The sequence below is a fragment of the Clostridium felsineum DSM 794 genome, assembly GCF_002006355.2.
Taxonomy (GTDB): Bacteria; Bacillota; Clostridia; order Clostridiales; family Clostridiaceae; genus Clostridium_S; species Clostridium_S felsineum.
Genome location: NZ_CP096980.1, coordinates 840492 through 866463 on the forward strand (window position 1 = coordinate 840492; position 25972 = coordinate 866463).

General features: G+C 32.2%; 41 protein-coding genes and 1 riboswitch. All 41 genes read left to right on the top strand.

The window, feature by feature from the left end; genetic code table 11:
- The first annotated feature begins 33 nt into the window (after positions 1 to 33).
- The 41 genes from rplB (at position 34) to thiD (ending at position 25835) form a co-directional block, all read left to right on the top strand.
- Positions 34 to 867, top strand: a complete 834-nt coding sequence (gene rplB, locus CLFE_RS03940) for a 50S ribosomal protein L2 (protein ID WP_077834539.1) — start codon at positions 34 to 36, stop codon at positions 865 to 867.
- Between the two features lie 68 nt (positions 868 to 935).
- On the top strand, positions 936 to 1217 hold the full coding sequence (rpsS, locus tag CLFE_RS03945) for a 30S ribosomal protein S19 (protein ID WP_077834538.1): 282 nt from the start codon (positions 936 to 938) through the stop codon (positions 1215 to 1217).
- 22 nt (positions 1218 to 1239) lie between these two features.
- Complete coding sequence (rplV, locus tag CLFE_RS03950) at positions 1240 to 1575, top strand: 50S ribosomal protein L22 (RefSeq protein WP_077834537.1); 336 nt, start codon at positions 1240 to 1242, stop codon at positions 1573 to 1575.
- 16 nt (positions 1576 to 1591) lie between these two features.
- Positions 1592 to 2260, top strand: coding sequence for a 30S ribosomal protein S3 (rpsC, locus tag CLFE_RS03955; protein ID WP_077834536.1), 669 nt, complete (start codon positions 1592 to 1594; stop codon positions 2258 to 2260).
- A 17-nt stretch (positions 2261 to 2277) separates the two neighbouring features.
- Positions 2278 to 2721, top strand: a complete 444-nt coding sequence (gene rplP / locus CLFE_RS03960) for a 50S ribosomal protein L16 (protein WP_077834535.1) — start codon at positions 2278 to 2280, stop codon at positions 2719 to 2721.
- Positions 2711 to 2914 (top strand): 50S ribosomal protein L29, encoded by a 204-nt coding sequence (gene rpmC / locus CLFE_RS03965; RefSeq protein WP_077834534.1) that lies wholly within the window; start codon positions 2711 to 2713, stop codon positions 2912 to 2914. Before rplP ends, rpmC begins: the two co-directional genes overlap by 11 nt.
- A gap of 22 nt (positions 2915 to 2936) precedes the next feature.
- Positions 2937 to 3191, top strand: coding sequence for a 30S ribosomal protein S17 (gene rpsQ, locus CLFE_RS03970; protein WP_077834533.1), 255 nt, complete (start codon positions 2937 to 2939; stop codon positions 3189 to 3191).
- 25 nt (positions 3192 to 3216) lie between these two features.
- Positions 3217 to 3585 (top strand): 50S ribosomal protein L14, encoded by a 369-nt coding sequence (rplN, locus tag CLFE_RS03975; RefSeq protein ID WP_077834532.1) that lies wholly within the window; start codon positions 3217 to 3219, stop codon positions 3583 to 3585.
- Positions 3586 to 3601: 16 nt separating this feature from the next.
- Positions 3602 to 3922 (top strand): 50S ribosomal protein L24, encoded by a 321-nt coding sequence (gene rplX / locus CLFE_RS03980; protein ID WP_077834531.1) that lies wholly within the window; start codon positions 3602 to 3604, stop codon positions 3920 to 3922.
- Positions 3923 to 3944: 22 nt separating this feature from the next.
- Positions 3945 to 4487: a 50S ribosomal protein L5 gene (gene rplE / locus CLFE_RS03985; RefSeq protein WP_077834530.1), complete on the top strand. Its 543-nt coding sequence runs from the start codon at positions 3945 to 3947 to the stop codon at positions 4485 to 4487.
- Between the two features lie 15 nt (positions 4488 to 4502).
- Positions 4503 to 4688 carry a type Z 30S ribosomal protein S14 gene (locus CLFE_RS03990; protein WP_077834529.1) on the top strand — a complete coding sequence of 62 codons (186 nt, stop codon included), beginning with the start codon at positions 4503 to 4505 and terminating at the stop codon, positions 4686 to 4688.
- 31 nt (positions 4689 to 4719) lie between these two features.
- The gene (gene rpsH, locus CLFE_RS03995) at positions 4720 to 5118 is read left to right on the top strand and encodes a 30S ribosomal protein S8 (RefSeq protein ID WP_077834528.1); all 399 of its coding nucleotides are present in this window, start codon (positions 4720 to 4722) and stop codon (positions 5116 to 5118) included.
- Positions 5119 to 5144: 26 nt separating this feature from the next.
- Positions 5145 to 5684 (top strand): 50S ribosomal protein L6, encoded by a 540-nt coding sequence (gene rplF / locus CLFE_RS04000; protein WP_077834527.1) that lies wholly within the window; start codon positions 5145 to 5147, stop codon positions 5682 to 5684.
- Between the two features lie 21 nt (positions 5685 to 5705).
- Positions 5706 to 6059, top strand: a complete 354-nt coding sequence (gene rplR / locus CLFE_RS04005) for a 50S ribosomal protein L18 (protein WP_077892359.1) — start codon at positions 5706 to 5708, stop codon at positions 6057 to 6059.
- A 26-nt stretch (positions 6060 to 6085) separates the two neighbouring features.
- On the top strand, positions 6086 to 6583 hold the full coding sequence (gene rpsE / locus CLFE_RS04010) for a 30S ribosomal protein S5 (RefSeq protein ID WP_077834525.1): 498 nt from the start codon (positions 6086 to 6088) through the stop codon (positions 6581 to 6583).
- A gap of 13 nt (positions 6584 to 6596) precedes the next feature.
- Positions 6597 to 6770, top strand: coding sequence for a 50S ribosomal protein L30 (rpmD, locus tag CLFE_RS04015; protein ID WP_077834524.1), 174 nt, complete (start codon positions 6597 to 6599; stop codon positions 6768 to 6770).
- Between the two features lie 22 nt (positions 6771 to 6792).
- On the top strand, positions 6793 to 7233 hold the full coding sequence (gene rplO / locus CLFE_RS04020) for a 50S ribosomal protein L15 (RefSeq protein ID WP_077834523.1): 441 nt from the start codon (positions 6793 to 6795) through the stop codon (positions 7231 to 7233).
- Positions 7234 to 8517 (top strand): preprotein translocase subunit SecY, encoded by a 1284-nt coding sequence (gene secY, locus CLFE_RS04025; RefSeq protein ID WP_077834522.1) that lies wholly within the window; start codon positions 7234 to 7236, stop codon positions 8515 to 8517. It abuts the gene before it with no gap.
- Between the two features lie 21 nt (positions 8518 to 8538).
- Positions 8539 to 9186, top strand: a complete 648-nt coding sequence (locus tag CLFE_RS04030; protein WP_077892360.1) for an adenylate kinase — start codon at positions 8539 to 8541, stop codon at positions 9184 to 9186.
- Positions 9187 to 9939, top strand: coding sequence for a type I methionyl aminopeptidase (map, locus tag CLFE_RS04035; RefSeq protein WP_077834520.1), 753 nt, complete (start codon positions 9187 to 9189; stop codon positions 9937 to 9939). It begins immediately after the preceding gene.
- Between the two features lie 12 nt (positions 9940 to 9951).
- The gene (locus tag CLFE_RS04040) at positions 9952 to 10230 is read left to right on the top strand and encodes a KOW domain-containing RNA-binding protein (RefSeq protein ID WP_077834519.1); all 279 of its coding nucleotides are present in this window, start codon (positions 9952 to 9954) and stop codon (positions 10228 to 10230) included.
- Positions 10231 to 10237: 7 nt separating this feature from the next.
- Positions 10238 to 10456, top strand: coding sequence for a translation initiation factor IF-1 (gene infA, locus CLFE_RS04045; RefSeq protein WP_010966389.1), 219 nt, complete (start codon positions 10238 to 10240; stop codon positions 10454 to 10456).
- A 15-nt stretch (positions 10457 to 10471) separates the two neighbouring features.
- Positions 10472 to 10585 (top strand): 50S ribosomal protein L36, encoded by a 114-nt coding sequence (gene rpmJ / locus CLFE_RS04050; RefSeq protein ID WP_002509257.1) that lies wholly within the window; start codon positions 10472 to 10474, stop codon positions 10583 to 10585.
- A 116-nt stretch (positions 10586 to 10701) separates the two neighbouring features.
- The gene (gene rpsM / locus CLFE_RS04055; protein ID WP_077834545.1) at positions 10702 to 11073 is read left to right on the top strand and encodes a 30S ribosomal protein S13; all 372 of its coding nucleotides are present in this window, start codon (positions 10702 to 10704) and stop codon (positions 11071 to 11073) included.
- 28 nt (positions 11074 to 11101) lie between these two features.
- Entirely contained in the window at positions 11102 to 11497 is a 396-nt protein-coding gene (rpsK, locus tag CLFE_RS04060; protein WP_010966387.1) for a 30S ribosomal protein S11, read from the top strand.
- Between the two features lie 27 nt (positions 11498 to 11524).
- Complete coding sequence (rpsD, locus tag CLFE_RS04065) at positions 11525 to 12145, top strand: 30S ribosomal protein S4 (protein ID WP_077834518.1); 621 nt, start codon at positions 11525 to 11527, stop codon at positions 12143 to 12145.
- 63 nt (positions 12146 to 12208) lie between these two features.
- Positions 12209 to 13156: a DNA-directed RNA polymerase subunit alpha gene (locus CLFE_RS04070; protein ID WP_077834517.1), complete on the top strand. Its 948-nt coding sequence runs from the start codon at positions 12209 to 12211 to the stop codon at positions 13154 to 13156.
- A gap of 21 nt (positions 13157 to 13177) precedes the next feature.
- Positions 13178 to 13522, top strand: a complete 345-nt coding sequence (rplQ, locus tag CLFE_RS04075; RefSeq protein ID WP_077834516.1) for a 50S ribosomal protein L17 — start codon at positions 13178 to 13180, stop codon at positions 13520 to 13522.
- 82 nt (positions 13523 to 13604) lie between these two features.
- Complete coding sequence (locus tag CLFE_RS04080; RefSeq protein WP_077892361.1) at positions 13605 to 14450, top strand: energy-coupling factor transporter ATPase; 846 nt, start codon at positions 13605 to 13607, stop codon at positions 14448 to 14450.
- Positions 14435 to 15298, top strand: coding sequence for an energy-coupling factor transporter ATPase (locus CLFE_RS04085; protein ID WP_077834514.1), 864 nt, complete (start codon positions 14435 to 14437; stop codon positions 15296 to 15298). Before CLFE_RS04080 ends, CLFE_RS04085 begins: the two co-directional genes overlap by 16 nt.
- Positions 15291 to 16094 carry an energy-coupling factor transporter transmembrane component T family protein gene (locus tag CLFE_RS04090; RefSeq protein ID WP_077834513.1) on the top strand — a complete coding sequence of 268 codons (804 nt, stop codon included), beginning with the start codon at positions 15291 to 15293 and terminating at the stop codon, positions 16092 to 16094. Before CLFE_RS04085 ends, CLFE_RS04090 begins: the two co-directional genes overlap by 8 nt.
- Positions 16095 to 16109: 15 nt before the next feature.
- A complete protein-coding gene (gene truA, locus CLFE_RS04095) occupies positions 16110 to 16844 on the top strand; it encodes a tRNA pseudouridine(38-40) synthase TruA (protein ID WP_077892362.1) in 735 nt (244 codons plus the stop codon).
- A gap of 154 nt (positions 16845 to 16998) precedes the next feature.
- Positions 16999 to 17433, top strand: coding sequence for a 50S ribosomal protein L13 (rplM, locus tag CLFE_RS04100; RefSeq protein ID WP_077834511.1), 435 nt, complete (start codon positions 16999 to 17001; stop codon positions 17431 to 17433).
- A gap of 25 nt (positions 17434 to 17458) precedes the next feature.
- Positions 17459 to 17851, top strand: a complete 393-nt coding sequence (gene rpsI, locus CLFE_RS04105; protein ID WP_077834510.1) for a 30S ribosomal protein S9 — start codon at positions 17459 to 17461, stop codon at positions 17849 to 17851.
- Between the two features lie 417 nt (positions 17852 to 18268).
- Positions 18269 to 19036 (top strand): ABC transporter ATP-binding protein, encoded by a 768-nt coding sequence (locus tag CLFE_RS04110; protein WP_077892363.1) that lies wholly within the window; start codon positions 18269 to 18271, stop codon positions 19034 to 19036.
- Positions 19023 to 21044 carry an FtsX-like permease family protein gene (locus CLFE_RS04115; protein WP_077892364.1) on the top strand — a complete coding sequence of 674 codons (2022 nt, stop codon included), beginning with the start codon at positions 19023 to 19025 and terminating at the stop codon, positions 21042 to 21044. Before CLFE_RS04110 ends, CLFE_RS04115 begins: the two co-directional genes overlap by 14 nt.
- A 13-nt stretch (positions 21045 to 21057) precedes the next feature.
- Positions 21058 to 21729: a response regulator transcription factor gene (locus CLFE_RS04120; protein ID WP_077834507.1), complete on the top strand. Its 672-nt coding sequence runs from the start codon at positions 21058 to 21060 to the stop codon at positions 21727 to 21729.
- Positions 21726 to 22730, top strand: coding sequence for a sensor histidine kinase (locus tag CLFE_RS04125; RefSeq protein ID WP_077892365.1), 1005 nt, complete (start codon positions 21726 to 21728; stop codon positions 22728 to 22730). Before CLFE_RS04120 ends, CLFE_RS04125 begins: the two co-directional genes overlap by 4 nt.
- A 137-nt stretch (positions 22731 to 22867) precedes the next feature.
- A riboswitch (TPP riboswitch) is annotated at positions 22868 to 22973 on the top strand.
- Positions 22974 to 23039: 66 nt separating this feature from the next.
- Positions 23040 to 24215, top strand: a complete 1176-nt coding sequence (gene cytX, locus CLFE_RS04130) for a putative hydroxymethylpyrimidine transporter CytX (protein ID WP_077852043.1) — start codon at positions 23040 to 23042, stop codon at positions 24213 to 24215.
- Entirely contained in the window at positions 24208 to 25029 is an 822-nt protein-coding gene (gene thiM, locus CLFE_RS04135) for a hydroxyethylthiazole kinase (RefSeq protein WP_077892366.1), read from the top strand. Before cytX ends, thiM begins: the two co-directional genes overlap by 8 nt.
- A gap of 26 nt (positions 25030 to 25055) precedes the next feature.
- Complete coding sequence (thiD, locus tag CLFE_RS04140; RefSeq protein ID WP_207651352.1) at positions 25056 to 25835, top strand: bifunctional hydroxymethylpyrimidine kinase/phosphomethylpyrimidine kinase; 780 nt, start codon at positions 25056 to 25058, stop codon at positions 25833 to 25835.
- The last annotated feature ends 137 nt before the right edge of the window (positions 25836 to 25972 follow it).

Consider the following 25972-nt stretch of genomic DNA (forward strand, 5'->3'; position numbering starts at 1 on the left):
TGCCAGAAAAGCTGAAAAAAAGGAGGAATAAAAATGGCAGTTAGAGGATTTAAGCCTACTTCTCCTGCAAGAAGACAAATGACAGTACCTACATTTGAAGAAATAACTACTGATGTACCGGAAAAATCACTGTTAGTTTCTTTAAACAATAAAGCAGGAAGAAATAATAATGGTAAAATAACAGTTCGTCATAGAGGTGGCGGAAATAGAAATAAGTATAGATTAATAGATTTCAAGAGAAATAAAGATGGAGTTCCAGCTAAAGTTGCTACAATAGAGTATGATCCAAATAGATCAGCTTATATAGCTTTAGTAGTATATGCTGACGGAGAAAAGAGATACATAATTGCTCCTACTAAATTATCGGTTGGGGATACTGTTGTATCAGGTCCAGATGCAGATATAAAGGTTGGTAATGCACTTCCAATAAAAAATATACCTGTTGGTACAGTAATTCACAATGTAGAATTAGCAGCAGGAAAAGGTGCACAATTAGTAAGAGCAGCTGGTTCATCAGCACAGCTTATGGCTAAAGAAGGAAATTATGCACAGTTAAGACTTCCAAGTGGAGAAATGAGATATGTTAGAATTGAGTGTAGAGCTACAATTGGAACTGTATCAAATTTAACACATGACATCGTAAATATAGGTAAAGCTGGAAGAAAGAGACATATGGGAATAAGACCTACAGTAAGAGGTTCTGTCATGAACCCTAATGACCATCCACATGGTGGTGGAGAAGGTAAATCACCAGTTGGTCGTCCAGGTCCAGTTACACCATGGGGTAAACCAGCATTGGGTTACAAGACTAGAAAACACAAAAAGTATTCTGACAAACTTATTGTTAAGAGAAGAAATGATAAGTAGTTTTGAAGAGAATAATAAGTTCTCTTCCTACTATTATTTATATAGGTTTATGAAGGGAGGCCAACAAAGTGAGTAGATCAATAAAAAAGGGACCTTTTGTAAAAGAATCCTTACTCAACAAAATAGTTGAGATGAATAAAAGTGGCGATAAGAAAGTTATAAAGACTTGGTCTAGAAGTTCAACTATTTTCCCAGAAATGATAGGTCATACTATAGCTGTTCATGATGGAAGAAAGCATGTTCCAGTTTATGTAAGTGAAGATATGGTAGGACACAAGCTAGGAGAATTTGTTCTTACAAGAACATTCAGAGGTCACGGAAATACAGAAAAGACAACATCAGTTAAGTAGTAAGTGAAAGGAGGCAGTTTTTATGGAGGCTAAAGCTATAGCTAAATACGTTAGAATGTCCCCAATGAAAGTTAAAATCGTTCTTGATTTAATAAGAGGAAAAAATGTTAATGAAGCTTTTGCAATATTACAATATACACCAAAAGATGCTGCAGTTGTTATTAATAAAGTATTAAAATCTGCAGTAGCAAATGCTGAAAACAATTTTAATTTAGATGGAAACAAATTATATGTTTCTGAAGCTTATGCAGGTCAAGGACCTACCTTGAAAAGATTTCAACCTCATGCACAGGGTAGAGCATTCGCTATAAAGAAAAGATCAAGTCACATAACAGTGATTGTTAAAGAAAGAGATTAAGAAGGAGGGAAATATATTGGGTCAGAAAGTTAATCCGCATGGTCTAAGAGTTGGCGTTATTAAAGAATGGAACGCTAAATGGTATGCAAATAGTAAAAACTTTTCTTATTACCTAGTACAGGATAATAAAATAAGAAAATTTGTAAAAAGTAAACTTTCAAATTCTGGAGTTTCTAAGGTAGAAATAGAAAGAGCTGCAAAGAGAGTTAAACTTAATATATATACTGCTAAGCCTGGTATGGTTATAGGTAAAGGCGGTCAAGGAATTGAAGCTTTAAAGAAAGAATTAAAAGCTTTTGTTGAAAAAGAAAATATTCTTATAAACATAGTAGAAGTTAAAAATAGTGATGCAAATGCACAGCTTATGGCTGAAAACATAGCACAACAACTTGAAAGAAGAATATCTTTCAGAAGAGCTATGAAACAAACAATACAAAGAGCTATGAGAACTGGAGTTAAAGGAGTTAAGACTGCTTGTGCTGGAAGACTTGCTGGAGCTGAAATAGCAAGAACTGAACAGTATCATGAAGGTACAATTCCACTTCAAACATTAAGAGCTGATATTGATTATGGATTTGCAGAAGCCGATACTACTTATGGAAAAATAGGTGTAAAAGTATGGGTTTATAATGGTGAAATTCTTCCTACTAAGAAAATAGAAAAAAAGGAAGAAGCTAACGCATAAGGGAGGAGGAATACGTTATGTTAATGCCTAAGAGAGTTAAGCATCGTAAGGTTCAGCGTGGCAGAATGAAAGGTAAGGCTACAAGAGGTAACTTTATCGCATATGGTGATTTCGCAATTCAAGCTACAGAATGTGCTTGGATAACAAGTAATCAAATTGAAGCTGCCAGAATAGCTATAAATAGATATGTTAAAAGAGGAGGAAAGCTTTGGATAAAGATTTTCCCTGATAAACCAGTAACTCAAAAGCCAGCTGAAACTCGTATGGGATCTGGTAAAGGTTCACCAGAATACTGGGTAGCAGTAGTTAAACCAGGAAGAGTACTGTTTGAAATGTCTGACGTTACCGAAGAGCAAGCAAGAGAAGCATTTAGACTTGCATCACATAAACTTCCTATAAAAACTAAGTTCGTAACTAGGAAGGACTTTGAAGAAATGGGTGGTGAATCAAATGAAGGCTAAAGAACTAAGAGAAAAAACACCTGAAGAATTAAACGTACAATTAAGTGATTTAAAGACAGAATTATTTACTTTAAGATTTCAATTGGCTACTGGTCAATTAGAAAATCCTATGAGAATTAAAGAAGTTAAGAAAACAATAGCCCAAATTAAAACCATCCTTAGAGAAGAAGAATTAAAGGCTTGTGAGGATTAATAGTTGAAAGGAGGCTTCTACCTTGGAAAGAGGAAACAGGAAGACAAGAATTGGAAGAGTTGTATCCGATAAAATGGATAAGACAATAGTTGTTGCAGTAGAAACAAAAGTTCGTCATCCTTTATACGGTAAGACTGTAAATAAAACAACTAAATTTAAAGCTCATGATGAGCAAAATGAAGCTAAAGTTAATGATAGAGTATTAATAATGGAAACAAGACCATTATCTAAAGATAAAAGATGGAGACTTGTAGAAATAGTTGAAAAGGCTAAATAATTTGTCCAGAAAGGAGGATATTTAGATGATACAAGCACAAACTATGTTAAAAGTTGCAGATAATTCTGGAGCTAAGGAAATAATGTGTGTTAGAGTATTAGGTGGTTCCAAGAGAAAATGGGGAAACATTGGTGATATAATAGTTGCTAGCGTTAAAAGTGCAACACCAGGTGGTGTTGTTAAAAAGGGTGAAGTTGTTAAGGCAGTTGTAGTAAGATCCGCAAAGGGTTTAAGAAGACCTGACGGTTCATATATAAAATTTGACGAAAATGCAGCAGTTTTGATAAAAGATGATAAACAGCCAAGAGGAACTCGTATTTTTGGACCGGTTGCCAGGGAGTTAAGAGATAAAGATTTTAATAAAATATTATCATTAGCGCCTGAAGTTCTATAATAGGGAGGTGGCTTTTATGGCAAGTAAGATTCATGTTAGAAAACAAGATTCAGTTGTTGTTGTATCTGGTAAAGATAGAGGAAAAATTGGAGAAGTATTAGCAGTTGATCCTAAAAAAGGAACTGTTTTGATTAAAGATGTTAATGTAGTTGTTAAACATCAAAAACCAAACAAAGAGAATATGCAAGGTGGATTAATCAATAGAGAAGCTCCAATAAATAGTTCAAAAGTAATGTTATACTGCACAAAATGCAAGACTGCTACAAGAATCAGTAAAAAAGTACTTGATGACGGAACAAAAGTTAGAGTATGCAAAAAGTGTGGAGAAACATTTTAATTCTGAAAGGAGGTAACACTTAATGGTTCCAAGACTTAAAGAAAAATATGAAAAAGAAGTTATTCCAGCATTAATGGAAAAATTTCAATATAAAAATATAATGGAAGTTCCAAAGCTTGAGAAAATAGTTATAAACATGGGCGTTGGAGAAGCTAAGGAAAATCAAAAAGTTTTAGAATCAGCTGTTGCTGATATGCAATTAATATCAGGTCAAAAGCCTATTTTAACAAGAGCAAAAAAGTCAGTAGCTAATTTTAAAATAAGAGAGAATATGCCTATAGGTTGCAAGGTTACATTAAGAAAAAGTAAAATGTTCGAGTTTGCAGACAAATTAATGAATGTAGCTTTACCTAGAGTTAGAGATTTCAGAGGAGTATCAAGTAAATCCTTTGATGGAAGAGGAAATTATGCGTTAGGAATAAAAGAACAATTAATATTCCCAGAAGTAGAGTATGATAAAATTGACAAAGTTAGAGGTATGGATGTAATCTTTGTTACAAATGCGAAGACAGATGAAGAAGCAAGAGAATTATTAAGATTCCTTGGTATGCCATTTGCTCAATAATAAGGAGGGAAAAATATGGCACGTAAAGCTTTGATAGAAAAGTGGAAAAAAGAACCTAAGTATTCAACAAGAGCTTATACAAGATGCAAAATTTGTGGAAGACCACATAGTGTATTAAAAAAATATGGAATTTGCCGTATTTGTTTTAGAGAACTTGCGTATAAAGGTGAAATACCTGGATGCAAGAAAGCAAGCTGGTAGTTGAATTATTGATCGAAAGGAGGCACAAAATATGGTTATGACAGATCCAATAGCAGATTTACTAACTCGTATAAGAAATGCTAATGTTGTTAGACATGGAGTGGTTGATTTACCTTCTTCTAAAATTAAGAAGGCAATAGCAAACATATTGCTTCAGGAAGGTTACTTAAAAGATATAGAGGAGTACAATGACGGAGTTGTACCAATGTTAAGATTATCCATGAAATATGGAAAAGGAAAAGAAAGAATAGTTACTGGTTTAAAGAGAATATCAAAACCAGGATTAAGAGTTTATTGCAGAAAGGAAGAAATTCCTAAAGTATTAAACGGACTTGGAATAGCAATCATATCTACATCCAAGGGAATAGTTACTGATAAAGAAGCTAGGAAATTAGGATTAGGTGGCGAAGTACTTTGCTACGTTTGGTAGTAAGGAAACAGGAGGTGTATTTTTAAATGTCAAGAGTTGGTAAGCAGCCAGTTGAGATACCTAGCAGCGTAACTGTTACAGTAACACCAGACAACGTTGTTACTGTAAAAGGAGCTAAGGGTCAATTAGAAAAGGCTATGCATAAAGATATAAAAATTGCAGTTGAAGATAATAAAGTTGTGGTTACAAGACCTAGTGATGACAAAAACCACAGAGCACTTCATGGATTAACAAGAGCGTTAATCAATAATATGGTTGTAGGTGTTACAGATGGTTTTTCAAAAACTTTACAATTAGTTGGTGTTGGATATAAAGCTCAACTTAAAGGTAAAAGTTTAATATTAAATCTTGGATACTCACATCCAATTGAAGTTGCAAGCGTTGAAGGAGTAACTTTTGAAACTCCAGATGCAAACACAGTTGTTGTAAAAGGAATCGATAAGGAATTAGTTGGATCCGTAGCAGCTGATATAAGAACATTTAGAAAACCTGAACCATATAAGGGTAAGGGAATTAAATATAGTGATGAAGTTATAAGACGTAAGGAAGGTAAAACTGGTAAGTAGTAAGAAGGGAGTGAAAGGATAGTGTTAAACAAGGTTCAATCAAGAAGAAGACGTCACTTGAGAGTACGTAATAAAATTTCTGGTACTCCTGTAAGACCAAGACTTGCAGTATATAGAAGTGAAAAAAATATATATGCACAAGTTATTGATGATGTGAACGGTACTACATTAGTTTCAGCATCAACTTTAGACAAAGATTTCTCAGTTAAAGCTGGAAGCAATAAAGAAGCTGCTAAACTTGTAGGAGAAACAGTTGCTAAAAAAGCTTTGGATAAAGGAATAAAGCAGGTTGTTTTTGATAGAGGTGGATACATATATCACGGAAGAATCAAAGAACTTGCTGATGGAGCAAGAGAAGCTGGATTAGAGTTCTAATATCTTATAAAGAAGGAGGGAAAACAATGAGAATAGATCCTAGCACGTTAGATCTTAAAGAAAAGGTTGTATTTATAAACAGAGTAGCTAAGGTTGTTAAAGGTGGTAGAAATTTCAGATTCAGTGCGTTAGTAGTAGTTGGAGATGAAAATGGTCACGTTGGAGTTGGTACTGGAAAATCAGCTGAAATACCAGAAGCTATAAGAAAAGGTATCGAAGATGCTAAGAAAAACTTAGTTGAAGTTGCAATTGTTGGAACAACAGTTCCTCATGAAATATATGGAGAATTCGGTACAGGAAGAGTTTTAATAATGCCTGCTTCAGAAGGAACAGGAGTTATAGCCGGTGGTCCTGTTAGAGCTGTACTAGAATTAGCTGGATTACAAGACGTAAGAGCTAAATCATTAGGCTCAAACAACCCAAGAAATATGGTTAATGCAACAATTAATGGTTTATCAAGATTAAGGACTGTTGAACAAATAGCTGCCTTAAGAGGAAAAACTGTTGAGGAAATTTTAGGATAGGAGGAGTAAAGAGATGGCTAAAATTTCAGTAACATTAAAGAAAAGTTTAATTGGAAGAAAAAAAGATCATATAGCTACAGTTCATGCTCTTGGACTAAAAAAAATAGGTCGTACAGTAGAACATGAAGATACTCCTCAAATTAGAGGTATGATCAAGAAAGTTGATTATCTTTTAGAGATAAAATAACGATTAACGAGGAGGTGCAGTTATGAAACTTCATGAATTGAAACCTGCAGCAGGATCAAGAAAATCTCCTAAAAGAGTTGGAAGAGGTACTGGTTCTGGCTTAGGCAGAAATGCAGGAAAAGGAGAAAAAGGTCAAAATGCAAGAAGTGGTGGCGGAGTAAGACCAGGCTTTGAAGGCGGTCAAATGCCATTATACAGAAGATTACCTAAAAGAGGATTTACAAATATATTTGCTAAAACAATCACAGCAGTAAATGTAGATAGATTAAATATTTTTGAAGATGGAACAGAAGTAACAATTGATGCGCTGATAGGAAAAGGAATAATTAAAAAAGTTAACGATGGAGTTAAGATTTTAGGTAACGGAGAACTCAAAAAGAAATTAGTAGTTAAAGTTAATAAATATTCCAAATCAGCAGCTGAAAAAATAGAGGCGGCTGGGGGAAAAGCTGAGGTGATATAAATGTTATCAACCTTACGTAATGCTTGGAAAGTTCCAGAATTAAGGAAAAGAATGTTATTTACAATTGCGATGGTTTTGATTTTCAGAATGGGAAATTATATTCCTATTTCCGGAGTTGATGCATCAAAAATATTGAATTTAACAAATCAATCAGGCTCTCTTTTCGGACTTTATAATATGATGACTGGAGGAGCTTTTAGCCAATTTAGTATATTTGCTATGGGTGTTATTCCATACATTAATGCATCTATAATAATGCAATTACTTACAGTAGCAGTTCCTTCTCTTGAACAACTTTCAAAAGAAGGTGAAGAAGGAAGAAAAAAGATACAAAAGATTACAAGGTATCTTTCAGTTCCTTTAGCGGCACTTCAATCACTTACATTTTATGCAGTAATAAGAAGTGCTGGAGCAATGCAAACCAATTCTAAACTTAGTGTGTTTTTGATAATATTAACACTTACTGCGGCATCTACATTCTTAATGTGGTTGGGCGATCAGATAACTGATAAAGGAATAGGAAATGGTGCATCGCTTATAATATTTGTAAATATTATATCTAGGTTCCCAGCAACCGTTTATAATGTATACAAATTACAATCGGCTGATACTATAAATATAGTTGAAATTGTTGTTGTTGCAGTTGTAGCATGTGCTTTATTTGTTGCAGTTGTTGTAGCAAGTTTAGCAGAGAGAAGAATACCTGTACAATATGCGGGAAAAGCAGTTGCAGGAAAGGTTGCCAGAAAGCAATCTTCTCATATTCCTATTAATATGAATGCATCGTGCATTATAGCAATAATATTTGCTATATCAGTTATGATGTTTCCTACAACAATAGCTCAATTTTGGCCTACAGCTAAAATTACTAAATTTTTAACTGGAAGCGAGTATAGTCCATTTAAACAAAATACAATACCATATATGTTATTGTACTTTGTATTGATATTATTCTTTACATGGTTTTATACTCAAATAACATTTAAACCAGAAGAAATGTCTGAAAACATCCATAAATCTTCAGGTTTTATTCCGGGAATAAGACCAGGTGAACCTACAACTAGATTTATAGAAAGAGTGCTTGATAAAGTGTCAATTTTAGGTGGATTGTTTGCCTCAGTTATAGCGATAGCGCCTATGATAGCTGAATATAACGGCTCATTTCAAGGCATACATTTTGCAAGTACTGGATTATTGATTGTAGTAGGAGTTGCACTAGAAAATCTAAGGATCATGCAGTCACAATTGACAATGAGACATTATCACGGATTTTTAAATGAATAATATGTAGATTGGGATGATTAGATGAAAATAATTTTATTAGGTCCTCCAGGTGCAGGAAAGGGAACTCAAGCAAAGTTAATAAGCAATGAATTCTCAATCCCGCACATATCAACAGGTGATATATTTAGAGCTAATATAAGTGAAAAAACAGAACTTGGAATGAAGGCAAAAGGATACATGGATAAAGGTCTTCTTGTTCCAGATGAATTAACTATAGATATAGTTAAAGATAGAATAGCTAAAGATGACTGCAAAAATGGATTTTTACTAGATGGTTTTCCAAGGACAGTTCATCAAGCAGAAGCCCTTGATGAGTTTCTTGTAAACAGAAAAGAAAAAATCGATTGTGCATTATTAATAGATGTTCCAAGAGAAAAAATATTTAATAGAATGACAGGAAGAAGAATTTGTACTAAATGTGGAGCTAGTTATCACATAGAATATAATCCAACTAAGGTTGAAGGTAAATGTGACCTCTGTGGAAGTCCTGTAGTTCAAAGGAAAGATGATTCAGAGGAAACAGTTAAAGAAAGATTAGATGTTTATGATAGACAGACTGAACCACTTGTAGTATATTATAAAAATGAAGCGGTTCTTAAATCAGTTGATGGTACTCAGGATATAAACAAAGTTTTTGAAGATATTAGAAATGTCTTAGGAGAGATATAAATGATAATAATTAAAAACGATACTGAAATTGAGTATATGAGGCAGGCAGGAAAGCTAGTTGGTGAAACACTTAACATGCTTGAGGAAGCTGCAAAACCTGGCGTAACAACTGCAGATTTAGATACTTTAGCTGAAAATTTTATAAAAAAGTACAATGCAATTCCTTCATTTAAAGGATATGGTGGTTTTCCAGCATCAATATGTACATCAATAAATGAAGAAGTTATACATGGCATACCATCTAAGAATAGAGTTCTACATGAAGGTGATATTATAAGTGTAGATTGTGGAGCCATATTAAATGGATACCAAGGGGATGCTGCTAGAACTTTTGCTATTGGAAAGGTATCAGAAGAAGCTGCACAACTTATAAAAGTAACAAAAGAGAGCTTTTTTAAGGGTGTAGAAAAAGCTGTTGTCGGAAACAGGCTTACAGATATATCACACACTATTCAAGAATATGTTGAAAGTTTTGGATATGGTGTAGTTAGAGATTATGTGGGTCATGGAATAGGAAAAGAAATGCATGAGGATCCTGAAGTACCTAATTATGGTAGACCTGGTAGAGGACCAAAGCTTGTTCATGGAATGGTATTAGCAATTGAACCAATGGTTGATGTTGGAACTTATATGGTGAAAACACAGAGTAATGATTGGACTGTAGTAACTAAAGATGGTAGCTTAGCTGCTCATTATGAAAATACAGTTGCTATATTGGATAACGGACCTGAAATACTGACTTTGTGTGAATAACGAGGTGGATATATGAATGAAAATTATCTTGGTAAGGTAGTTTGTTCAAAAGCCGGAAGAGATAAAGATGGTTGTTTTATAATTGTTAGAGTAATTGATGATAAGTATGTGTATATTTCTGATGGTGATTTGAGAAAAGTTGAAAAACCTAAAAGGAAAAAGCTGAAACACCTATCCATTACAGATATGGTTTGTGAGGATGTAAGAGATAAACTCAAATCCAATTATCCTATAAGTAATTCAGCCATCAGAAAATTTCTTGAGTCAGTATGTACCAGTAAGGAGGTTTGATTACCTTATGTCAAAAGAAGATGTAATTGAAATGCAGGGTACGGTTTTAGAATCTTTACCCAATGCAATGTTTGAAGTTGAACTTGAAAGTGGTCAAAAAATATTGGCACATATTTCAGGTAAACTCAGGATGAACTTTATAAGAATATTGCCCGGAGATAAAGTAACAGTTGAGCTTTCACCATATGATTTAACTCGTGGAAGAATCACCTGGAGGGCAAAGTAATAAGGAGGGTTAACCATGAAAGTAAGACCATCAGTTAAACCGATTTGCGAAAAATGTAAGGTCATAAAAAGAAAAGGCAAAGTAATGGTTATATGCGAAAATCCTAAGCATAAACAAAAACAGGGTTAATAAAAAGTTAATATGTGTTTTAGGACGGCTGCCAACATGGAGGTTGAATACCTCGTTGCCTAAAACTTTATAATATAAATAATAAATATATACAAAACCAGGAGGTGTAAATGTCAATGGCGAGAATAGCCGGTATTGACCTACCAAAAGAAAAAAGAGTTGAAATAGGTCTAACTTATATATATGGTATAGGACTAACAAGTTCAAAAAAGATAATTAAAGCTACAAATGTTAATCCAGAAACAAGAGTTAAGGATTTAACTGAAGAAGAAGTTAATGCATTAAGAGATTATATAAATAAGAACTTCAAAATCGAAGGTGATTTGAGAAGAGAAGTTGCTTTAAATATAAAGAGATTAGTTGAAATTGGATGTTATAGAGGAATAAGACATAGAAGAGGACTTCCAGTTAGAGGACAAAAAACTAAAACAAATGCAAGAACAAGAAAAGGTCCAAAGAAGGCAGTTGCTTCTAAGAAGAAAAAATAGTATAAGATAAGGAGGGAAGAGAAAGAATATGGCTGTACAAAAAAATAAGAAAACTAGAAGAAGAAAAGAGAAAAAAAATATAGAGCACGGTTGTGCACATATTAAATCAACTTTTAATAATTCTATAGTAACTATAACTGATGTTAATGGAAATGCTTTATCATGGTCAAGTGCCGGTGGATTAGGTTTTAAAGGATCAAGAAAAAGCACTCCTTTTGCTGCTCAAATGGCTGCTGAGACAGCTGCAAAGACAGCTATGGAACATGGACTTAAGAGTGTTGATGTGTTCGTAAAAGGACCAGGATCAGGAAGAGAAGCTGCTATAAGATCATTACAGGCTGCAGGATTAGAAGTTACATTGATAAAAGATGTTACTCCAATACCACACAATGGCTGCAGACCACCAAAAAGAAGAAGAGTTTAGTAGAAATATAGGAGGTGTGAATATTTAATGGCTAGATATACTGGAGCTGTATGCAGATTATGCAGAAGAGAAGGTTTGAAATTATTCCTTAAGGGTGACAGATGCTATACAGATAAGTGTGCATTTACAAGAAGAGGCTATGCCCCTGGAGTACACGGACAAAGCAGGAAGAAGGTTTCAAACTACGGATTACAATTAAGAGAAAAACAAAAAGCAAAAAGAATATATGGAGTTCTTGAAAAACAATTTAGAATATACTATAAAAGAGCTGAAAGAATTAAAGGAATATCAGGTGAAAACCTACTTAAGCTTTTAGAATTAAGACTTGATAACGTAGCTTATAAATTAGGCTATGGTAGTTCAAGAAAAGAAGCAAGACAATTAGTTACTCATGGACATTTTCTTGTAAATGGAAAGAAAGTAGATATACCTTCATATACATTAAAAGTTAATGAAGTAGTAGCTGTTTGTGAAAAGAGTAGAGGAACTGAAAAATTCAAGACTTTTGCAGAAAATCCTAAGACTTTACCATCATGGATTGAAGCAAACTATGATAATTTTGAAGCGAAAATAGTTGCAGAGCCAAATAGAGAGGATATAGATACTCCAATTAAAGAGACATTGATCGTTGAGTTATATAGTAAGTAATTTGACTGTATTCAGTTACCCTCAATATAGGTTGCCATTTTATTTTTAAGGAGGGTTATAGATATGTTGGAAATAGAAAAACCTAAAATAGAATGTGTTGAGTCTACAGAAGATGGTTCCTACGGCAGATTTGTTGTAGAACCTCTTGAAAGAGGATATGGAATTACCCTTGGTAATTCATTGAGAAGAATACTTCTTTCATCATTACCAGGAGTTGCTGCTAATTCAGTAAGAATTGAGGGAGTACTTCATGAGTTTTCAACTGTTAAAGGAGTAAAAGAAGACGTTACAGAATTGATACTTAACATTAAAGCGTTATGCCTCAAAATGGAAGGTGAAGATTCTAAGGTAATATATATAGATGCACATGGACCTGGAGAGGTTACAGGTGCAGATATAAGAACTGATGGATCGGTAGAAGTTATAAACAAAGATTTACATATAGCAACTCTCGATGATGATGGAAAGTTATATATGGAAATTGAAGTTAATAGAGGCAGAGGTTATGTTACTCAGAATAAAAATAAAAGAGATGACATGCCGATAGGAACAATAGCAGTTGATTCAATATATTCTCCAATCAAAAGAGTAAATTTCACTGTTGAAAATACAAGAGTTGCTCAAATAACTGATTACGACAAACTAACCATAGAAGTATGGGGCAATGGTACTATAAGACCAGAGGAAGCAATTAGTTTGGCAGCAAAAATACTTATAGAGCATTTTAAACTATTTATGACTCTTACAGATCATGCAGATGATATGGAGATAATGGTAGAAAAAGAAGAAGATAAGAAAGAGAAAGTCTTAGAAATGACTATTGAAGAGCTTGATCTTTCAGTTAGAAGTTACAATTGCTTAAAGAGAGCAGGAATAAACACTGTTCAAGAATTAACTCAAAGATCCATGGAAGATATGATGAAAGTCAGAAATCTTGGAAGAAAATCTTTAGAAGAAGTTGAACAGAAACTTAAAGCTTTAGGATTATCATTAAAGTTAAATGATGAATAGTTAAAGTAAGGAGGTATAGGCATGGCATCAGGTTATCGTAAATTAGGTCGTCCTACAGATCAAAGAAGAGCAATGCTTAGAAATCTAGTTACTAGTTTTTTAAAGCATGGTAAAATAGAGACTACTGTAACAAGAGCAAAAGAAACTAGAAGTTTAGCAGAAAAAATGATTACTCTTGCAAAAAGAGGAGATTTACATGCTAGAAGACAAGTTCTTAGCTTTGTAACAGAAGAAACTGTTGTTAAAAAATTATTTGATGAAGTTGCTCCAAAGTACAACGAAAGAAACGGTGGATACACTAGAATGTACAAAATGGGACCAAGAAGAGGCGACGGAGCAGAAATTGTTATACTAGAATTAGTGTAATTACTAATTTAAAAGGGATTAAGCTAGCTTAGTCCCTATTTTAATAAATAAATAAAACTGCTTTGTGAGTAGAGGTGTTCGTATGTGTAATAAAATGGTGGAGTGTAAAAATGTAGTATATCAATATAAAGGTGAAGATGAATCTAAGAATACCACTGCAGTTAATGATGTTACTTTAGATGTAAATGAAGGAGAATTTTTAGTTATATTAGGAAGAAACGGTTCTGGTAAATCAACACTTGCAAAACATTTAAATGGACTTTTACTGCCAACCGACGGTAAAGTTATAATTGATGGTCTTGATACTTCGAATGAAGAAAGTATATGGAGTATAAGAAGTAAAACTGGTATGGTGTTTCAAAATCCAGATAACCAAATAGTGGCCACTATTGTTGAGGAAGATGTTGCTTTTGGACCTGAAAATTTAGGAGTTGAGCCATTAGAGATAAGAAAAAGAGTAGATGATTCTCTTAAAACTGTTGGTATGTATCAGTATAGGAGACATGAACCACATTTATTATCTGGTGGACAAAAGCAGAGAGTAGCTATTGCAGGTGTTTTAGCAATGAAACCTAAATGCATTGTTTTTGATGAATCTACTGCTATGCTTGATCCAAAAGGAAGAGAAGAAGTAGTAAGTACTATAATGGATTTAAATAAAAACTCACATATAACTATAATTTTAATAACACATTACATGGAAGAAGCAATAAATGCAGATAGAATAGTAGTAATGGACAAAGGGAAAGTTATAAAGAGTGGTAAACCTAGGGAAGTCTTTAAAGATGTAAAGACCATGAAAGAAATCGGTCTTGATGTACCTCAAATGACAGAACTTGCATATGAATTGAGAAAAGAAGGTATTGAGGTTAAGGATGATATACTAACAATAGATGAGATGGTGAATGAATTATGCCGATTAAAATAGAAAATTTAACATATACTTATATGCCTGGAACACCTTTTGAAAAAAAAGCACTTGATAATATAAATATTACAATCGAAGATGGTGAATTTGCGGTATTTATAGGACATACAGGTTCTGGAAAATCAACGCTAATTCAACAAATCAATGGTCTTTTAAAACCTACTTCTGGAAACATTTTTATTGATGATGTGGATATAACGAATAAGGCAGTCAAGCTTAATGATATAAGAAAAAAGGTTGGACTTGTATTTCAATATCCAGAATATCAACTTTTTGAAGAAACAATAGAGAAAGACATAGCATTTGGTCCTAAAAATATGGGATTAAGTGAAGAAGAAGTTTCCATAAGAGTAAAGAAGGCGATGAAGATGGTAGGACTTGAGTACGAAATCTTTAAAGACAAATCACCTTTTGAATTAAGTGGTGGTCAGAAAAGAAGGGTTGCTATAGCTGGAGTAGTTGCCATGGAGCCTAGAGTTTTAATATTGGATGAGCCTACAGCTGGCCTTGATCCAAAAGGAAGAGACGATATTTTATATGAAATAAAAAAACTTCAGAAGGAATACAAAATGACTATAATTCTTGTATCCCATAGCATGGAGGACGTTGCAAAAATAGCTGATAAAGTATTTGTTATGTATGATTCTAAGTGTATATTAAGTGGAAATTTGGATGAGGTTTTCAACGAAATAGATACACTTGAAAAAGTAGGTCTTGCTGTTCCTAAGGTTACTTACCTTACAAGAAAACTGAGAGAAAAAGGTTTTGATATATCAAATGATGTATTCACAATCGAAGCAGCAAAAAAAGAAATTCTCAGAGTATTGGAGAGTGCTAAAAATGATTAAAGATATAACTATTGGACAGTATATACCTGGTAAGTCATTTATTCATAAACTGGATCCTAGAACAAAAATTCTACTGTCTCTTGTTTATATAGTTAATTTGTTTTTAATAAATAAGTTCAAAGGATATATTTTTATAACTGCGTTTACGTTTTTTATAATTTTTATATCAGGTATTAAAATGAAATATATTTATAAAAGCTTAAAACCTATATTATTACTTATAATATTTACTGGGGCATTAAACATCTTTATGACACCAGGAAGTGCTGCTCCCTTATTTCATTGGAGTTTTATACATATATATAAGGAAGGGCTTATTTTAGCAGCATTTATGTCAATAAGATTAATATTTCTCATAGTAGGTACGTCTATGCTTACATATACGACCTCACCAATTGAGCTCACAGATGGAATAGAGAAACTATTGACCCCGTTTTCAAAAATAGGACTCCCAGCACATGAATTTGCAATGATGATGACAATAGCACTCAGATTTATACCTACTTTAATAGATGAAACGGACAAAATAATGAAAGCACAAATGGCAAGAGGTGCAGACCTTGATTCTGGAAATTTAATAAAGAAAGCTAAGAGTCTTATTCCTATACTCGTACCTTTATTTATAAGTTCCTTTAGAAGAGCTGATGAACTTGCAATGGCAATGGAAGCTAGATGCTATAGAGGCGGAGATGGAAGAACAAGAATGAAGCAACTTAGGTTTACCTCAAAGGATTGTACAGCTGTATTTTTCAGTGTAGCTTTAGTTGTAGTTTCAGTTTTTAGTAATTATTTATAAAAAACAGGTGTTATTATGAAAAACGTTAAATTGACATTAGAATATGATGGTACTAATTATTGTGGATGGCAAAAGCAAAGTAATGTTATTACTGTTCAAGAAGAGGTAGAAAAAAGGATAGGTGAAATTGTAGGAGATAAAGTTGATGTAATAGGTTGCAGTAGAACTGACTCTGGAGTTCATGCAAAAGCTTATACATGTAATTTTAAGACTAATTCAGTTATACCACCCGAAAAATTTTATCTTGTACTTAATTCAGTATTGCCAGATGATATAGTAGCTTTAAATTCAAAAGAAGTACCAATAGATTTTCATTCACGCTTTAATAGCAAAGGTAAAATGTATAGCTACACTATTTTAAATAGATCACAGCGCCCTGCAATTAATAGAAATTATGTTTATCAATATGGACATAATTTAGATTGTGATCTAATGCGTGAGGCAGCTAAATATATTTTAGGAACTCATGATTTCACATCTTTTAAAAGCACAGGCAGTAAGGTTAAATCCAATATAAGAACCATATATGAAGCCAAAATCATAGAAGATGAAAATAAAGTGATTTTTTATATTACAGGTGATGGTTTTTTGTATAATATGGTGAGAATAATAGTAGGCACACTTTTAGAAGTAGGAGAGAAAAAGATAATTCCACTAGAAGTGAAAACTATTGTAGAAGCAAAAGATAGAACAAAAGCAGGAAGAGTAGTTCCAGCTAAGGGCTTATGTCTTGAAAAAGTTATGTATTAAATTGTATTATAATTGCCATGAATTATTGACATGAATGCTAGGTTATAGTATAATTTAAATGTTTGTTAAATGATTAAAAGATCCACTAGCCCCGGATCTTAGACATAGAAGAAACTCGTAGATTAGAAACAGATTTGTTGAAGGAGGAAAAACCATGAAATCGTACTTAGCAAAACCAAATGAAATCGAAAGAAAATGGTATGTTATTGACGTTGCAGGAAAGCCACTTGGAAGAGCTGCAAGCCAAATAGCTTCAATATTAAGAGGAAAAAATAAACCAATATATACTCCAAATGTTGATACAGGAGATTATGTAATAGTTTTAAACGCAGATAAAATTCTTTTAACAGGAAAGAAAGCAGATCAAAAAATGTTTAGACATCATACTTTATACCCAGGTGGTTTAAAGGAAATGACATATAAAGATGCAATTGCTAAAAAATCTGACTTCGTATTTGCTGAAGCAGTTAGAAGAATGGTTCCAAGCGGTGTATTAGGAAGAAAAATGATGAAGAAATTAAAAGTATATAAAGGTGCAGAGCATGATCATGAAGCTCAAAAACCTGAAGTTTTAGAGTTAAAATATTAATTAGGCGCCGGAAGGAGGATTTAAAATGGCAAAAGTACAATATATGGGAACAGGAAGAAGAAAAGAAGCAGTAGCTAGAGTAAGACTTGTACCTGGAGAAGGTAAAGTTGTGATAAATAAAAGAAGTTCAGAAGATTATTTTGGTCTTGAAACTTTAAGATTTATAGTTAACCAACCTTTAAACCTTACAGGAACTAAAGGAAAATTTGACGTTTTAGTTAATGTACATGGTGGTGGATTCACAGGTCAAGCAGGAGCTATAAGACACGGAATTTCAAGAGCTTTATTAAAAGCTGATGAAACTTTAAAGGGTGAGCTTAAAAAAGCTGGATTCTTAACAAGAGACCCAAGAATGAAAGAAAGAAAGAAATACGGTCTTAAGAAAGCAAGAAGAGCACCACAATTCTCAAAGAGATAAAAAGCGGTCAACGCATTTATCAAGAAAAGCCCGATTTTACAAGGGTTACATATGTTGTGGAATATTCTCAAGTACACTGGAAATTATTCCGTGTGCAATACGTTTGCAACAGGTGTACAACAAAAATATCAAAGATTTTTATAGGACATTTTTCAGTGAAGCAATTCGCTGGAAAGTGTCCTTTTTACATTAGATCTATGTAGTACAATAGGTACAAAACTTGGACCTCTTTCTTTTTAAAGAGGCATGAAAAGATTAACCATATACCAGTGTATGTTATTGTATAGAGGAATTTTTAAATACAATTATGAAGTAATTGGGACTATATGCTTATTAAGAAAAGTGTAAGGCAAATCGATGGTACAATATTTTCATGCGTACTATAATGATGATATAAAAGAGAAAGAGGTGACAAATATGCCAGTATTAAAAGTAGAAAATTTAAAAAAGACCTATTCATCAAAGAATAGTAAAAATAGATCTAAAGCATTAAATGGCATTAGTTTTGAAGTGGGAAAAGGAGAATTTGTAGGAATTATGGGACCTTCAGGGGCGGGAAAATCTACACTTTTAAATATAATAGCGACAATAGATGAATCTACATCTGGAAGCGTAGTCATTGGAAAACAAAATATTAACACAATAAACAATGAAGAATTAGCAATATTTCGAAGAGAAAAATTAGGTTTTATGTTTCAGGATTATAATTTGCTAGATACAATGACTTTTCGTGAAAATATAGCATTACCACTTGTACTTGCTAAGGAAAATCCAGAAGTAATTATGAAGAAAGTGAACGAAATAGCCAGTTTATTAGGAATTGACAAATTGCTGGAAAAGTATCCATATGAGGTATCTGGAGGTCAACGTCAGAGAGCATCTGCAGCAAGAGCAATGATTAGCAATCCAGAATTAATTTTGGCAGATGAGCCAACAGGGGCATTAGATTCAAAATCATCTTCAGAACTACTTCAATGCTTAACTGAGATGAACGAAAGAGATAAGGCAACAATTCTATTGGTTACACATGATGCATTTACTGCAAGCTATTGCAAGAGGATTATGTTTATTAAGGATGGTGCGATTTTTACTGAAATAGATAGAGGTAGAACAAGAAAGGAATTTTTTGAACGAATACTTAAAATACTTGCAATATTAGGAGGTGATAATCATGACATTCTTTAATATGGCTGTTAAAAATGTTAAAATGAAATTTGATTCATATATTACATATTTCTTGAGCACAACTTTTTCCGTAACAATTTTCTTTATTTTTTGTTCAATCTATTTTAACCCTGAATTTGATAGTTTTCATTCGGGTATAAGTAAAATAGGCATTTTGTTTGAAATTTCATCTGTAGTTGTGCTATTGTTTTCTAGTGTATTTGTATATTATGCGAATTCACTGTTTTTTAAGTCCAGAAAAAAGGAGATTGCGATTTATTCCTTGTTAGGGATGAGAAAGAGAGAAATTGGTAGGATAATGTTTTATGAAACATTGTTAGTTGGAATTGGTTCTATAATAAGTGGAATTGTAATGGGAAGTCTCTTATCAAGATTTTTTGCTATGTTATTGAAAAAGTTAATGCTAGGTGGAGCACCAGGAAATGATATTGCTTTTCAACTTACATGGCAACCTGCTAGTATTAGTATTGTTGTTTTTTTAATACTATTCATTTTAAATGGATTATACTCATTTAAATCGATTTATAGAAGTAAATTAATAGATTTATTATCGGCTGAAAAGGAAGGAGAAAAAGCACCTAAGTTTTCAGTTGCAACATCTGTTTTGTCAATATTAATGATAGTGGCTTCTTATTTCATTTTTTTGAATTTTAATGGAGATGATGGAGCTATAAAGCTAATCGGACCAGCTATATTTGCTTGTGTATTACTTTCAGTTGGAACTTATCTAATATTTCAGAATGTTGTAGTATGGTTGATATCAATGTGTAAAAAGAATATTAAGTTTTACTATAGAACAGGAAATTTCATTAGCACATCGCAGATAGTCTATCGCATAAAAGCTAATTCTAATATTTTTTGTGTAATAGCTCTATTAAGTGCATTTACTGTAACAATTATGAGTGCATCTGTTTCCCTTTACAATGCTTTGGGAGACTCTATACCAATTTATGCACCTTATTCATATTTGTGCAAAAACCTTGATGGAGCAACAAATCACAAGGTAGAGAAAACTATTTCCAAGGACAATAAGGTAAAACTAAATGCAGTAACAGATTTTGATGTTCTTTCAACAACGGCATCACTAAAAGGATATAAAGTGGATACTAATAATGCTTATGGGAAGACAATAACACAAGTGGGACAGAACTTTGCAATAGATATTATTAAATTTAGTGATTATCAAAAGGTAGTAAAAGATACTGAGGCAATAGAATCTAAAGGCAATAAAGGAGCTATTTTTGTATCGAAATTATCCAAAGGTAAATGTCTTTTCCTAGATGGGAATTATGGAGATGAATATAATAAGCAAATAAAAAATAATAAAGTTAAGGTAAAGACAGATAGTGGTATTATTAATTTTAATATTTTAGATGTATCATTATTCAAATATATTGGAGCAGCTCATGCAAGAACAACATTAGTTCTAGCAGATTCAGACTATGAAGAATATTTTGCTTCAAAAGATTTATACACAGTTTGTCATTATACAGGATTCAAGTTTGAAAATCCATTGGAATTAAGCGACCTTTATAAGAAATTGAATACTATTATACCTGCTGAAAATCATGACAAGTCTTATCTTGAGTATCATCAATTACTCTTTAACATGTATGGCGCATATATTTTTATTGGCTTGTTTTTAGGTATTTTATTCTTAATGGCAGCAAGTAGTATTATTTTTTATAAACAGCTTATGGAAGCACGTGATGATATAGGAAGATATGAAATTTTAAGAAAAATCGGAATGTCAAAAAAAGAGGTATTAAAATCAGTAAGAAGGCAGATTGCTGTTGTGTTTTTTCTACCTTTTATGGTAGCTGTGATTCATATGATGGTCATGCTAAAAACATATCAGAATATGATGTATACTTTGACTACAGATTCTCCAATACTTGTATATGCACTTCTGGTTGTGGTAATATATTTTATAATTTATAGTATTTTTTATCTGTTTTCAGTAAAAGGATATATGAAAACAATATGGAGTAATAACGCTGTTTCGTAATGGAGGGAATAGTATGTATAAGATTATGGTAGTAGAGGATGATCCTAATATTAGTGAAATAATATGCGAAAATATTGAAAAACAGGGGTTTCAATGTCTTAGAATTGTGGAATTTAAAAAGATAATAGATGAATTTATTACTTTCAAACCAGAACTTATTTTAATGGATATTAATTTACCTGGAAATGATGGATTCTGTTGGTGTGAGAAAATAAGGGAAATTTCAAAAGCACCCATTATTTTTGTATCTGCAAGAGATTCGGAAACAGATATTGTTCTTGGTACTAATATGGGCGGAGATGATTATCTTATAAAACCGTTTTCTATTGAAGTTTTATTAGCAAAGGTAAAAGGAATGCTCAGAAGAACATATTCTTATAATGAAGTTGATAGCAATATTTTATCATTTGGAGAATTGATTTTTAATGCTGATAATGGAATGATTTCACGTAGAAATATAAGAGATGAACTTACACATAATGAAATGGGAATTCTTAAAATATTACTAAAAAATCAGGGAAAAATAGTAAGTAGAGAAAGAATAATGAGAACGCTTTGGAGTGATGAGAAATTTATTGATGACAATACACTAACCGTAAATATCACAAGACTTCGTAAGAAATTAAATGATATTGGATGCAAAAATATGATTAAGACCATTCGAAATGAAGGATATATCATATGAAAGTGTCAGATTATTTAAAAGAAAAAATTGAACTTTTTATTTTAGCTTTATTATTTGTGGTATTTCCAGGTATGATAATTGCACTTTCGGAAAACTGTGCATTTTTTAAAACGAATGGTTTTTATTCTATAGTAGTGGTATTTTTTATTTTTGTTATATATATAATTGTGGATTATATAAGATTAAATAGATATTGTAAAAAACTTTCGGAATTGATTGGAAATGAAGATTTGGATTTTATTGTTTCATTGCCAAAGCCAACATCGTATGAACGAAAATTATATACGAAGTTGATGATGCAGTTGAAGAGAAATGCTGAAAGGAAAATGGACATATTTGAAGAAAGGAAGATTGAAGATATTGAATTTATTGAGACTTGGGTTCATGAAGTAAAAACACCTATTGCAGCAACTAAATTAATAATTGAAAATAGCTTAGACAATCCAACAGAAAAGGTGCTGTATAATATTTCAGATGAAATTATTAAAATTGAAGATATGATTCAGAAAACAATTTGCTATAGTCAGCTAAATGATTTTTCAAAGGACTGTCAAATCAGCAATGTGAATTTACAAGGGATTGTAAATAAATGTCTAAAAACTGAATATTCGAATATTAATAATAAATACATTAATTTAGACATTAAAAATTTGAATTTTGAAGTAAATAGTGATGAAAAATGGCTATGTTTTATTGTAAAACAAGTTTTAGATAATGCTGTAAAATACTCTTATGAAAATGGAGTTATACATATTTATGGAGAGAATAATTTTCGTAATCAGAAATTGTTTGTTGAGGACACAGGAATTGGAATTGAAGAGGAAGACATGAGGCGAGTTTTTCAAAAGGGATACACTGGATTGAATGGGCGAAAGAAATCTGTATCAACAGGAGTAGGATTATATTTGAGTTATAAACTGGCAAAGAAGTTAGGACATGATATTCGTATAACATCTGCTTCAAAGCACGGCACAAAGGTGAAAATAATAATTCAAGAATAAATAATAATTTAAATTTAAACTTTAGATAATATTTGTTAAGAGTATTAATTTGCCGGAAGATTCTTTACTACAATTTTAATGACTATTTTTGTAGAATGATTTAATAAGAAGTGGTATAATTTATTTTGATTAAAAATTAAATAAAGTAGGGGAGCTTGTGTTCAGGCTGAGAGGAAGTATAAAGCTTCGACCCTTATACCTGATTTGGATAATGCCAACGTAGGAAATTGTATGTTTGATTTATTGCGGAGAGTGCCAGAAAAGGTTATTCTCCGCTTTTATTTTTTACTTAAAAAGGATGATAGGCTTATGGAAGACAAAAAAACATCAGTATTTTCAAATGGACTTATTTGGTTTGGAGCAGCAATATCGATAGCAGAAATTTTGACAGGAACATTAATTGCACCTATAGGATTAAAAAAGGGAATAATGGCTATAATTATCGGCCATTTAGTTGGATGTATATTATTGTACTTTGCAGGTCTAATTGGTGGAATAACAGGAAAAAGTTCAATGGAGACAGTAAAAAATTCATTTGGACAAAGAGGATCATTATTTTTTTCTATAATTAATATTCTACAACTAATTGGATGGACAGCAGTAATGATATTAAGTGGTGCTAATGCTGCAAATTCTACACTTAATGTAGGTGGAAAATTAATGTGGATTATAGTAATAGGATTTTTAATTATTATATGGATATTAGTTGGAGTTAAAAATTTAAGCAAATTAAATACAATTGCTATGGCAGCTTTGTTTATTACAACAATAGCTTTAAGTACTGTTATATTCAAAGATGTTAGAAAACCTGTATATGTAGGAAATATTAGCTTTTCAGGTGCTATGGAGTTAGCAATAGCTATGCCACTTTCATGGTTACCGCTTATATCAGACTATACAAGAATTGCAGAAAAACCTAAAAAAGCAACAGCGGTTAGTGTAATAGTTTATTTTTTCACTAGCTCTTGGATGTATATTATAGGACTTGGTGCTACAGTTTTCACTGGGAAAAGTGATATTTCCAAAATCATACTAAGTGTTGGTGGTGGAAGTATTGCTCTTATAATAATTATATTCTCCACGGTTACTACTACATTTTTGGATGCATATTCAGCAGGAGTAAGTGCGGAAAGTGTTATAAAAGGTGTAAAAGGTAAACATATAGCAATAGGAAGTTGTATTTTAGGTATGATACTTTCATATTTTACACCCATTGAACAATATGAGAATTTTTTATATTTTATTAGTTCGGTGTTTGCCCCAATGATTTCTATTCTTATAGTAGATTTCTTTATTATAAAAAAAGAATATCATAATGATAAATATAATATGTCAAATTTAATTATTTGGGTTATTGGTTTTGTTATTTATCGTTTCTTTATTAGTGTTGATACACCAATCGGTAGTACTATACCAGCAATGACAATAACGGCGATATTATGTTGCTTTAAAAATATAATGTTTGGAGGAAATAGAGATGTTTAAAGAAAGATTACAAAAAGTAAGGAATCTTAATCCATTAATACACAACATAACAAATTACGTTACAGCAAATGATTGTGCTAACATTCTTCTTGCCTGTGGAGCCTCGCCTATTATGGCAGATGATATAGAAGAAGTGGAGGAGATTACATCTATATGCAGTGGGCTTAATATTAACATAGGAACACTTAATCAGAGAACTATACCAGCAATGATTAAGGCAGGGAAAAAAGCAAATAAACTCGGGCATCCGGTTATACTTGATCCTGTGGGGGTAGGAGCTTGTAAACTTAGATGTGATACAACTCTAAAATTAATTGAAGAAGTTAAGTTTACCGCTATTCGTGGAAATATTTCAGAAATAAAAGTATTAGCTTTAGGTAAAGGTTCAACTAAAGGAGTTGATGCAGATATTGAAGATAAAATAAGTGATAGTAACCTTCATACGGCCATTAAATTTGCTAAAGAATTCTCTGAAAAAGTAGGAGCAGTAATTGCAATTACAGGACCAATAGATATTGTAGCAGATAAAAATAAAGCTTATGTAATTAGAAATGGTAATGTTAGTATGAGTAAAATTACAGGTACAGGATGTATGCTTACAGCAATGACATCGGCTTATATTAGTGCAAATAAAGATAATTTTTTAGAAGCAGTAGCAGCATCAATATCTGCCATGGGGCTTTGTGGAGAACTAGCACATAGTAGGCTTAAGGAAAGAGATGGAAACGTAACTTATAGAAATTATATAATAGACGAAGTATTTAATTTAACAGGAGATAAGCTAGAAAAGGGTGCAAAATATAAGGAATATTAAATTTGCAGAGGAGATGGAGTAAAATGATAAAAAAAGTTTTAACTATTGCAGGATCAGATTGTAGTGGAGGCGCAGGAATTCAAGCAGATATTAAAACTATAACTGCACATAAAATGTATGCAATGAGTGCCATTACAGCACTTACCGCACAAAATACTACGGGTGTATATGGAATCATGGATACAACTCCAGAGTTTGTTGCTAAACAGCTTGATTGTATTTTTGAGGATATTCATCCTGATGCAATAAAAATAGGCATGGTTTCTAATAGCAGAATTATTGATGTTATTTCTTGTAAATTACTAGAGTATAAAGCAGAAAATATAGTAATAGATCCAGTTATGGTTTCTACCAGTGGAAGTAAATTATTATCTGATGAAGCAATGGATAAACTTATATCAAAATTATTACCACTAGGGAGAGTAATAACACCTAACATACCGGAAGCAGAGGTTCTTTGTGGATTTGAAATTATAACAGAAGAGGACATGGTAAAAGCTGCAAAGAAAATTTCAGAAATAGTAAGTGGAGGAATATTGATTAAAGGCGGTCATTTAATTAATTCAGCAACAGATCTACTTTATGAAAATGGAAAAATAAATTGGTACAGAGGAGAAAAAGTAGACAATCCCAATACACATGGTACAGGATGTACACTTTCATCAGCTATAGCATGTAATTTAGCAGAAGATAAAAGTCTTAGTGAAAGTATAGAAAATGCTAAAACCTATTTAACAGGATCACTTAAGGCTAAGCTTAATTTGGGAAAGGGTTCAGGACCACTTATGCATATGTATAAATACTAATTTTGATTAAGAGGAGATTAACAAATATTCCTCTTTTTAATTATTTTAGTAATATATACTTTATAAATACATAATAAATAATAGGATGATTATTTTATTGCAATATGTTATAATATTATGGGTTATGTTGTTAGTTT

Coding starts and splice junctions, on each gene's coding strand:
- rplB (WP_077834539.1), top strand. CDS start 34: ATGGCAGTTAGAGGATTTAAGCCTACTTCTCCTGCAAGAAGACAAATG.
- rplV (WP_077834537.1), top strand. CDS start 1,240: ATGGAGGCTAAAGCTATAGCTAAATACGTTAGAATGTCCCCAATGAAA.
- rplP (WP_077834535.1), top strand. CDS start 2,278: ATGTTAATGCCTAAGAGAGTTAAGCATCGTAAGGTTCAGCGTGGCAGA.
- rpmC (WP_077834534.1), top strand. CDS start 2,711: ATGAAGGCTAAAGAACTAAGAGAAAAAACACCTGAAGAATTAAACGTA.
- rplN (WP_077834532.1), top strand. CDS start 3,217: ATGATACAAGCACAAACTATGTTAAAAGTTGCAGATAATTCTGGAGCT.
- rplX (WP_077834531.1), top strand. CDS start 3,602: ATGGCAAGTAAGATTCATGTTAGAAAACAAGATTCAGTTGTTGTTGTA.
- rplE (WP_077834530.1), top strand. CDS start 3,945: ATGGTTCCAAGACTTAAAGAAAAATATGAAAAAGAAGTTATTCCAGCA.
- CLFE_RS03990 (WP_077834529.1), top strand. CDS start 4,503: ATGGCACGTAAAGCTTTGATAGAAAAGTGGAAAAAAGAACCTAAGTAT.
- rpsH (WP_077834528.1), top strand. CDS start 4,720: ATGGTTATGACAGATCCAATAGCAGATTTACTAACTCGTATAAGAAAT.
- rplF (WP_077834527.1), top strand. CDS start 5,145: ATGTCAAGAGTTGGTAAGCAGCCAGTTGAGATACCTAGCAGCGTAACT.
- rpsE (WP_077834525.1), top strand. CDS start 6,086: ATGAGAATAGATCCTAGCACGTTAGATCTTAAAGAAAAGGTTGTATTT.
- rpmD (WP_077834524.1), top strand. CDS start 6,597: ATGGCTAAAATTTCAGTAACATTAAAGAAAAGTTTAATTGGAAGAAAA.
- rplO (WP_077834523.1), top strand. CDS start 6,793: ATGAAACTTCATGAATTGAAACCTGCAGCAGGATCAAGAAAATCTCCT.
- secY (WP_077834522.1), top strand. CDS start 7,234: ATGTTATCAACCTTACGTAATGCTTGGAAAGTTCCAGAATTAAGGAAA.
- CLFE_RS04030 (WP_077892360.1), top strand. CDS start 8,539: ATGAAAATAATTTTATTAGGTCCTCCAGGTGCAGGAAAGGGAACTCAA.
- map (WP_077834520.1), top strand. CDS start 9,187: ATGATAATAATTAAAAACGATACTGAAATTGAGTATATGAGGCAGGCA.
- CLFE_RS04040 (WP_077834519.1), top strand. CDS start 9,952: ATGAATGAAAATTATCTTGGTAAGGTAGTTTGTTCAAAAGCCGGAAGA.
- infA (WP_010966389.1), top strand. CDS start 10,238: ATGTCAAAAGAAGATGTAATTGAAATGCAGGGTACGGTTTTAGAATCT.
- rpmJ (WP_002509257.1), top strand. CDS start 10,472: ATGAAAGTAAGACCATCAGTTAAACCGATTTGCGAAAAATGTAAGGTC.
- rpsM (WP_077834545.1), top strand. CDS start 10,702: ATGGCGAGAATAGCCGGTATTGACCTACCAAAAGAAAAAAGAGTTGAA.
- rpsK (WP_010966387.1), top strand. CDS start 11,102: ATGGCTGTACAAAAAAATAAGAAAACTAGAAGAAGAAAAGAGAAAAAA.
- rpsD (WP_077834518.1), top strand. CDS start 11,525: ATGGCTAGATATACTGGAGCTGTATGCAGATTATGCAGAAGAGAAGGT.
- CLFE_RS04070 (WP_077834517.1), top strand. CDS start 12,209: ATGTTGGAAATAGAAAAACCTAAAATAGAATGTGTTGAGTCTACAGAA.
- rplQ (WP_077834516.1), top strand. CDS start 13,178: ATGGCATCAGGTTATCGTAAATTAGGTCGTCCTACAGATCAAAGAAGA.
- CLFE_RS04080 (WP_077892361.1), top strand. CDS start 13,605: ATGTGTAATAAAATGGTGGAGTGTAAAAATGTAGTATATCAATATAAA.
- CLFE_RS04085 (WP_077834514.1), top strand. CDS start 14,435: ATGCCGATTAAAATAGAAAATTTAACATATACTTATATGCCTGGAACA.
- CLFE_RS04090 (WP_077834513.1), top strand. CDS start 15,291: ATGATTAAAGATATAACTATTGGACAGTATATACCTGGTAAGTCATTT.
- truA (WP_077892362.1), top strand. CDS start 16,110: ATGAAAAACGTTAAATTGACATTAGAATATGATGGTACTAATTATTGT.
- rplM (WP_077834511.1), top strand. CDS start 16,999: ATGAAATCGTACTTAGCAAAACCAAATGAAATCGAAAGAAAATGGTAT.
- rpsI (WP_077834510.1), top strand. CDS start 17,459: ATGGCAAAAGTACAATATATGGGAACAGGAAGAAGAAAAGAAGCAGTA.
- CLFE_RS04110 (WP_077892363.1), top strand. CDS start 18,269: ATGCCAGTATTAAAAGTAGAAAATTTAAAAAAGACCTATTCATCAAAG.
- CLFE_RS04115 (WP_077892364.1), top strand. CDS start 19,023: ATGACATTCTTTAATATGGCTGTTAAAAATGTTAAAATGAAATTTGAT.
- CLFE_RS04120 (WP_077834507.1), top strand. CDS start 21,058: ATGTATAAGATTATGGTAGTAGAGGATGATCCTAATATTAGTGAAATA.
- CLFE_RS04125 (WP_077892365.1), top strand. CDS start 21,726: ATGAAAGTGTCAGATTATTTAAAAGAAAAAATTGAACTTTTTATTTTA.
- cytX (WP_077852043.1), top strand. CDS start 23,040: ATGGAAGACAAAAAAACATCAGTATTTTCAAATGGACTTATTTGGTTT.
- thiM (WP_077892366.1), top strand. CDS start 24,208: ATGTTTAAAGAAAGATTACAAAAAGTAAGGAATCTTAATCCATTAATA.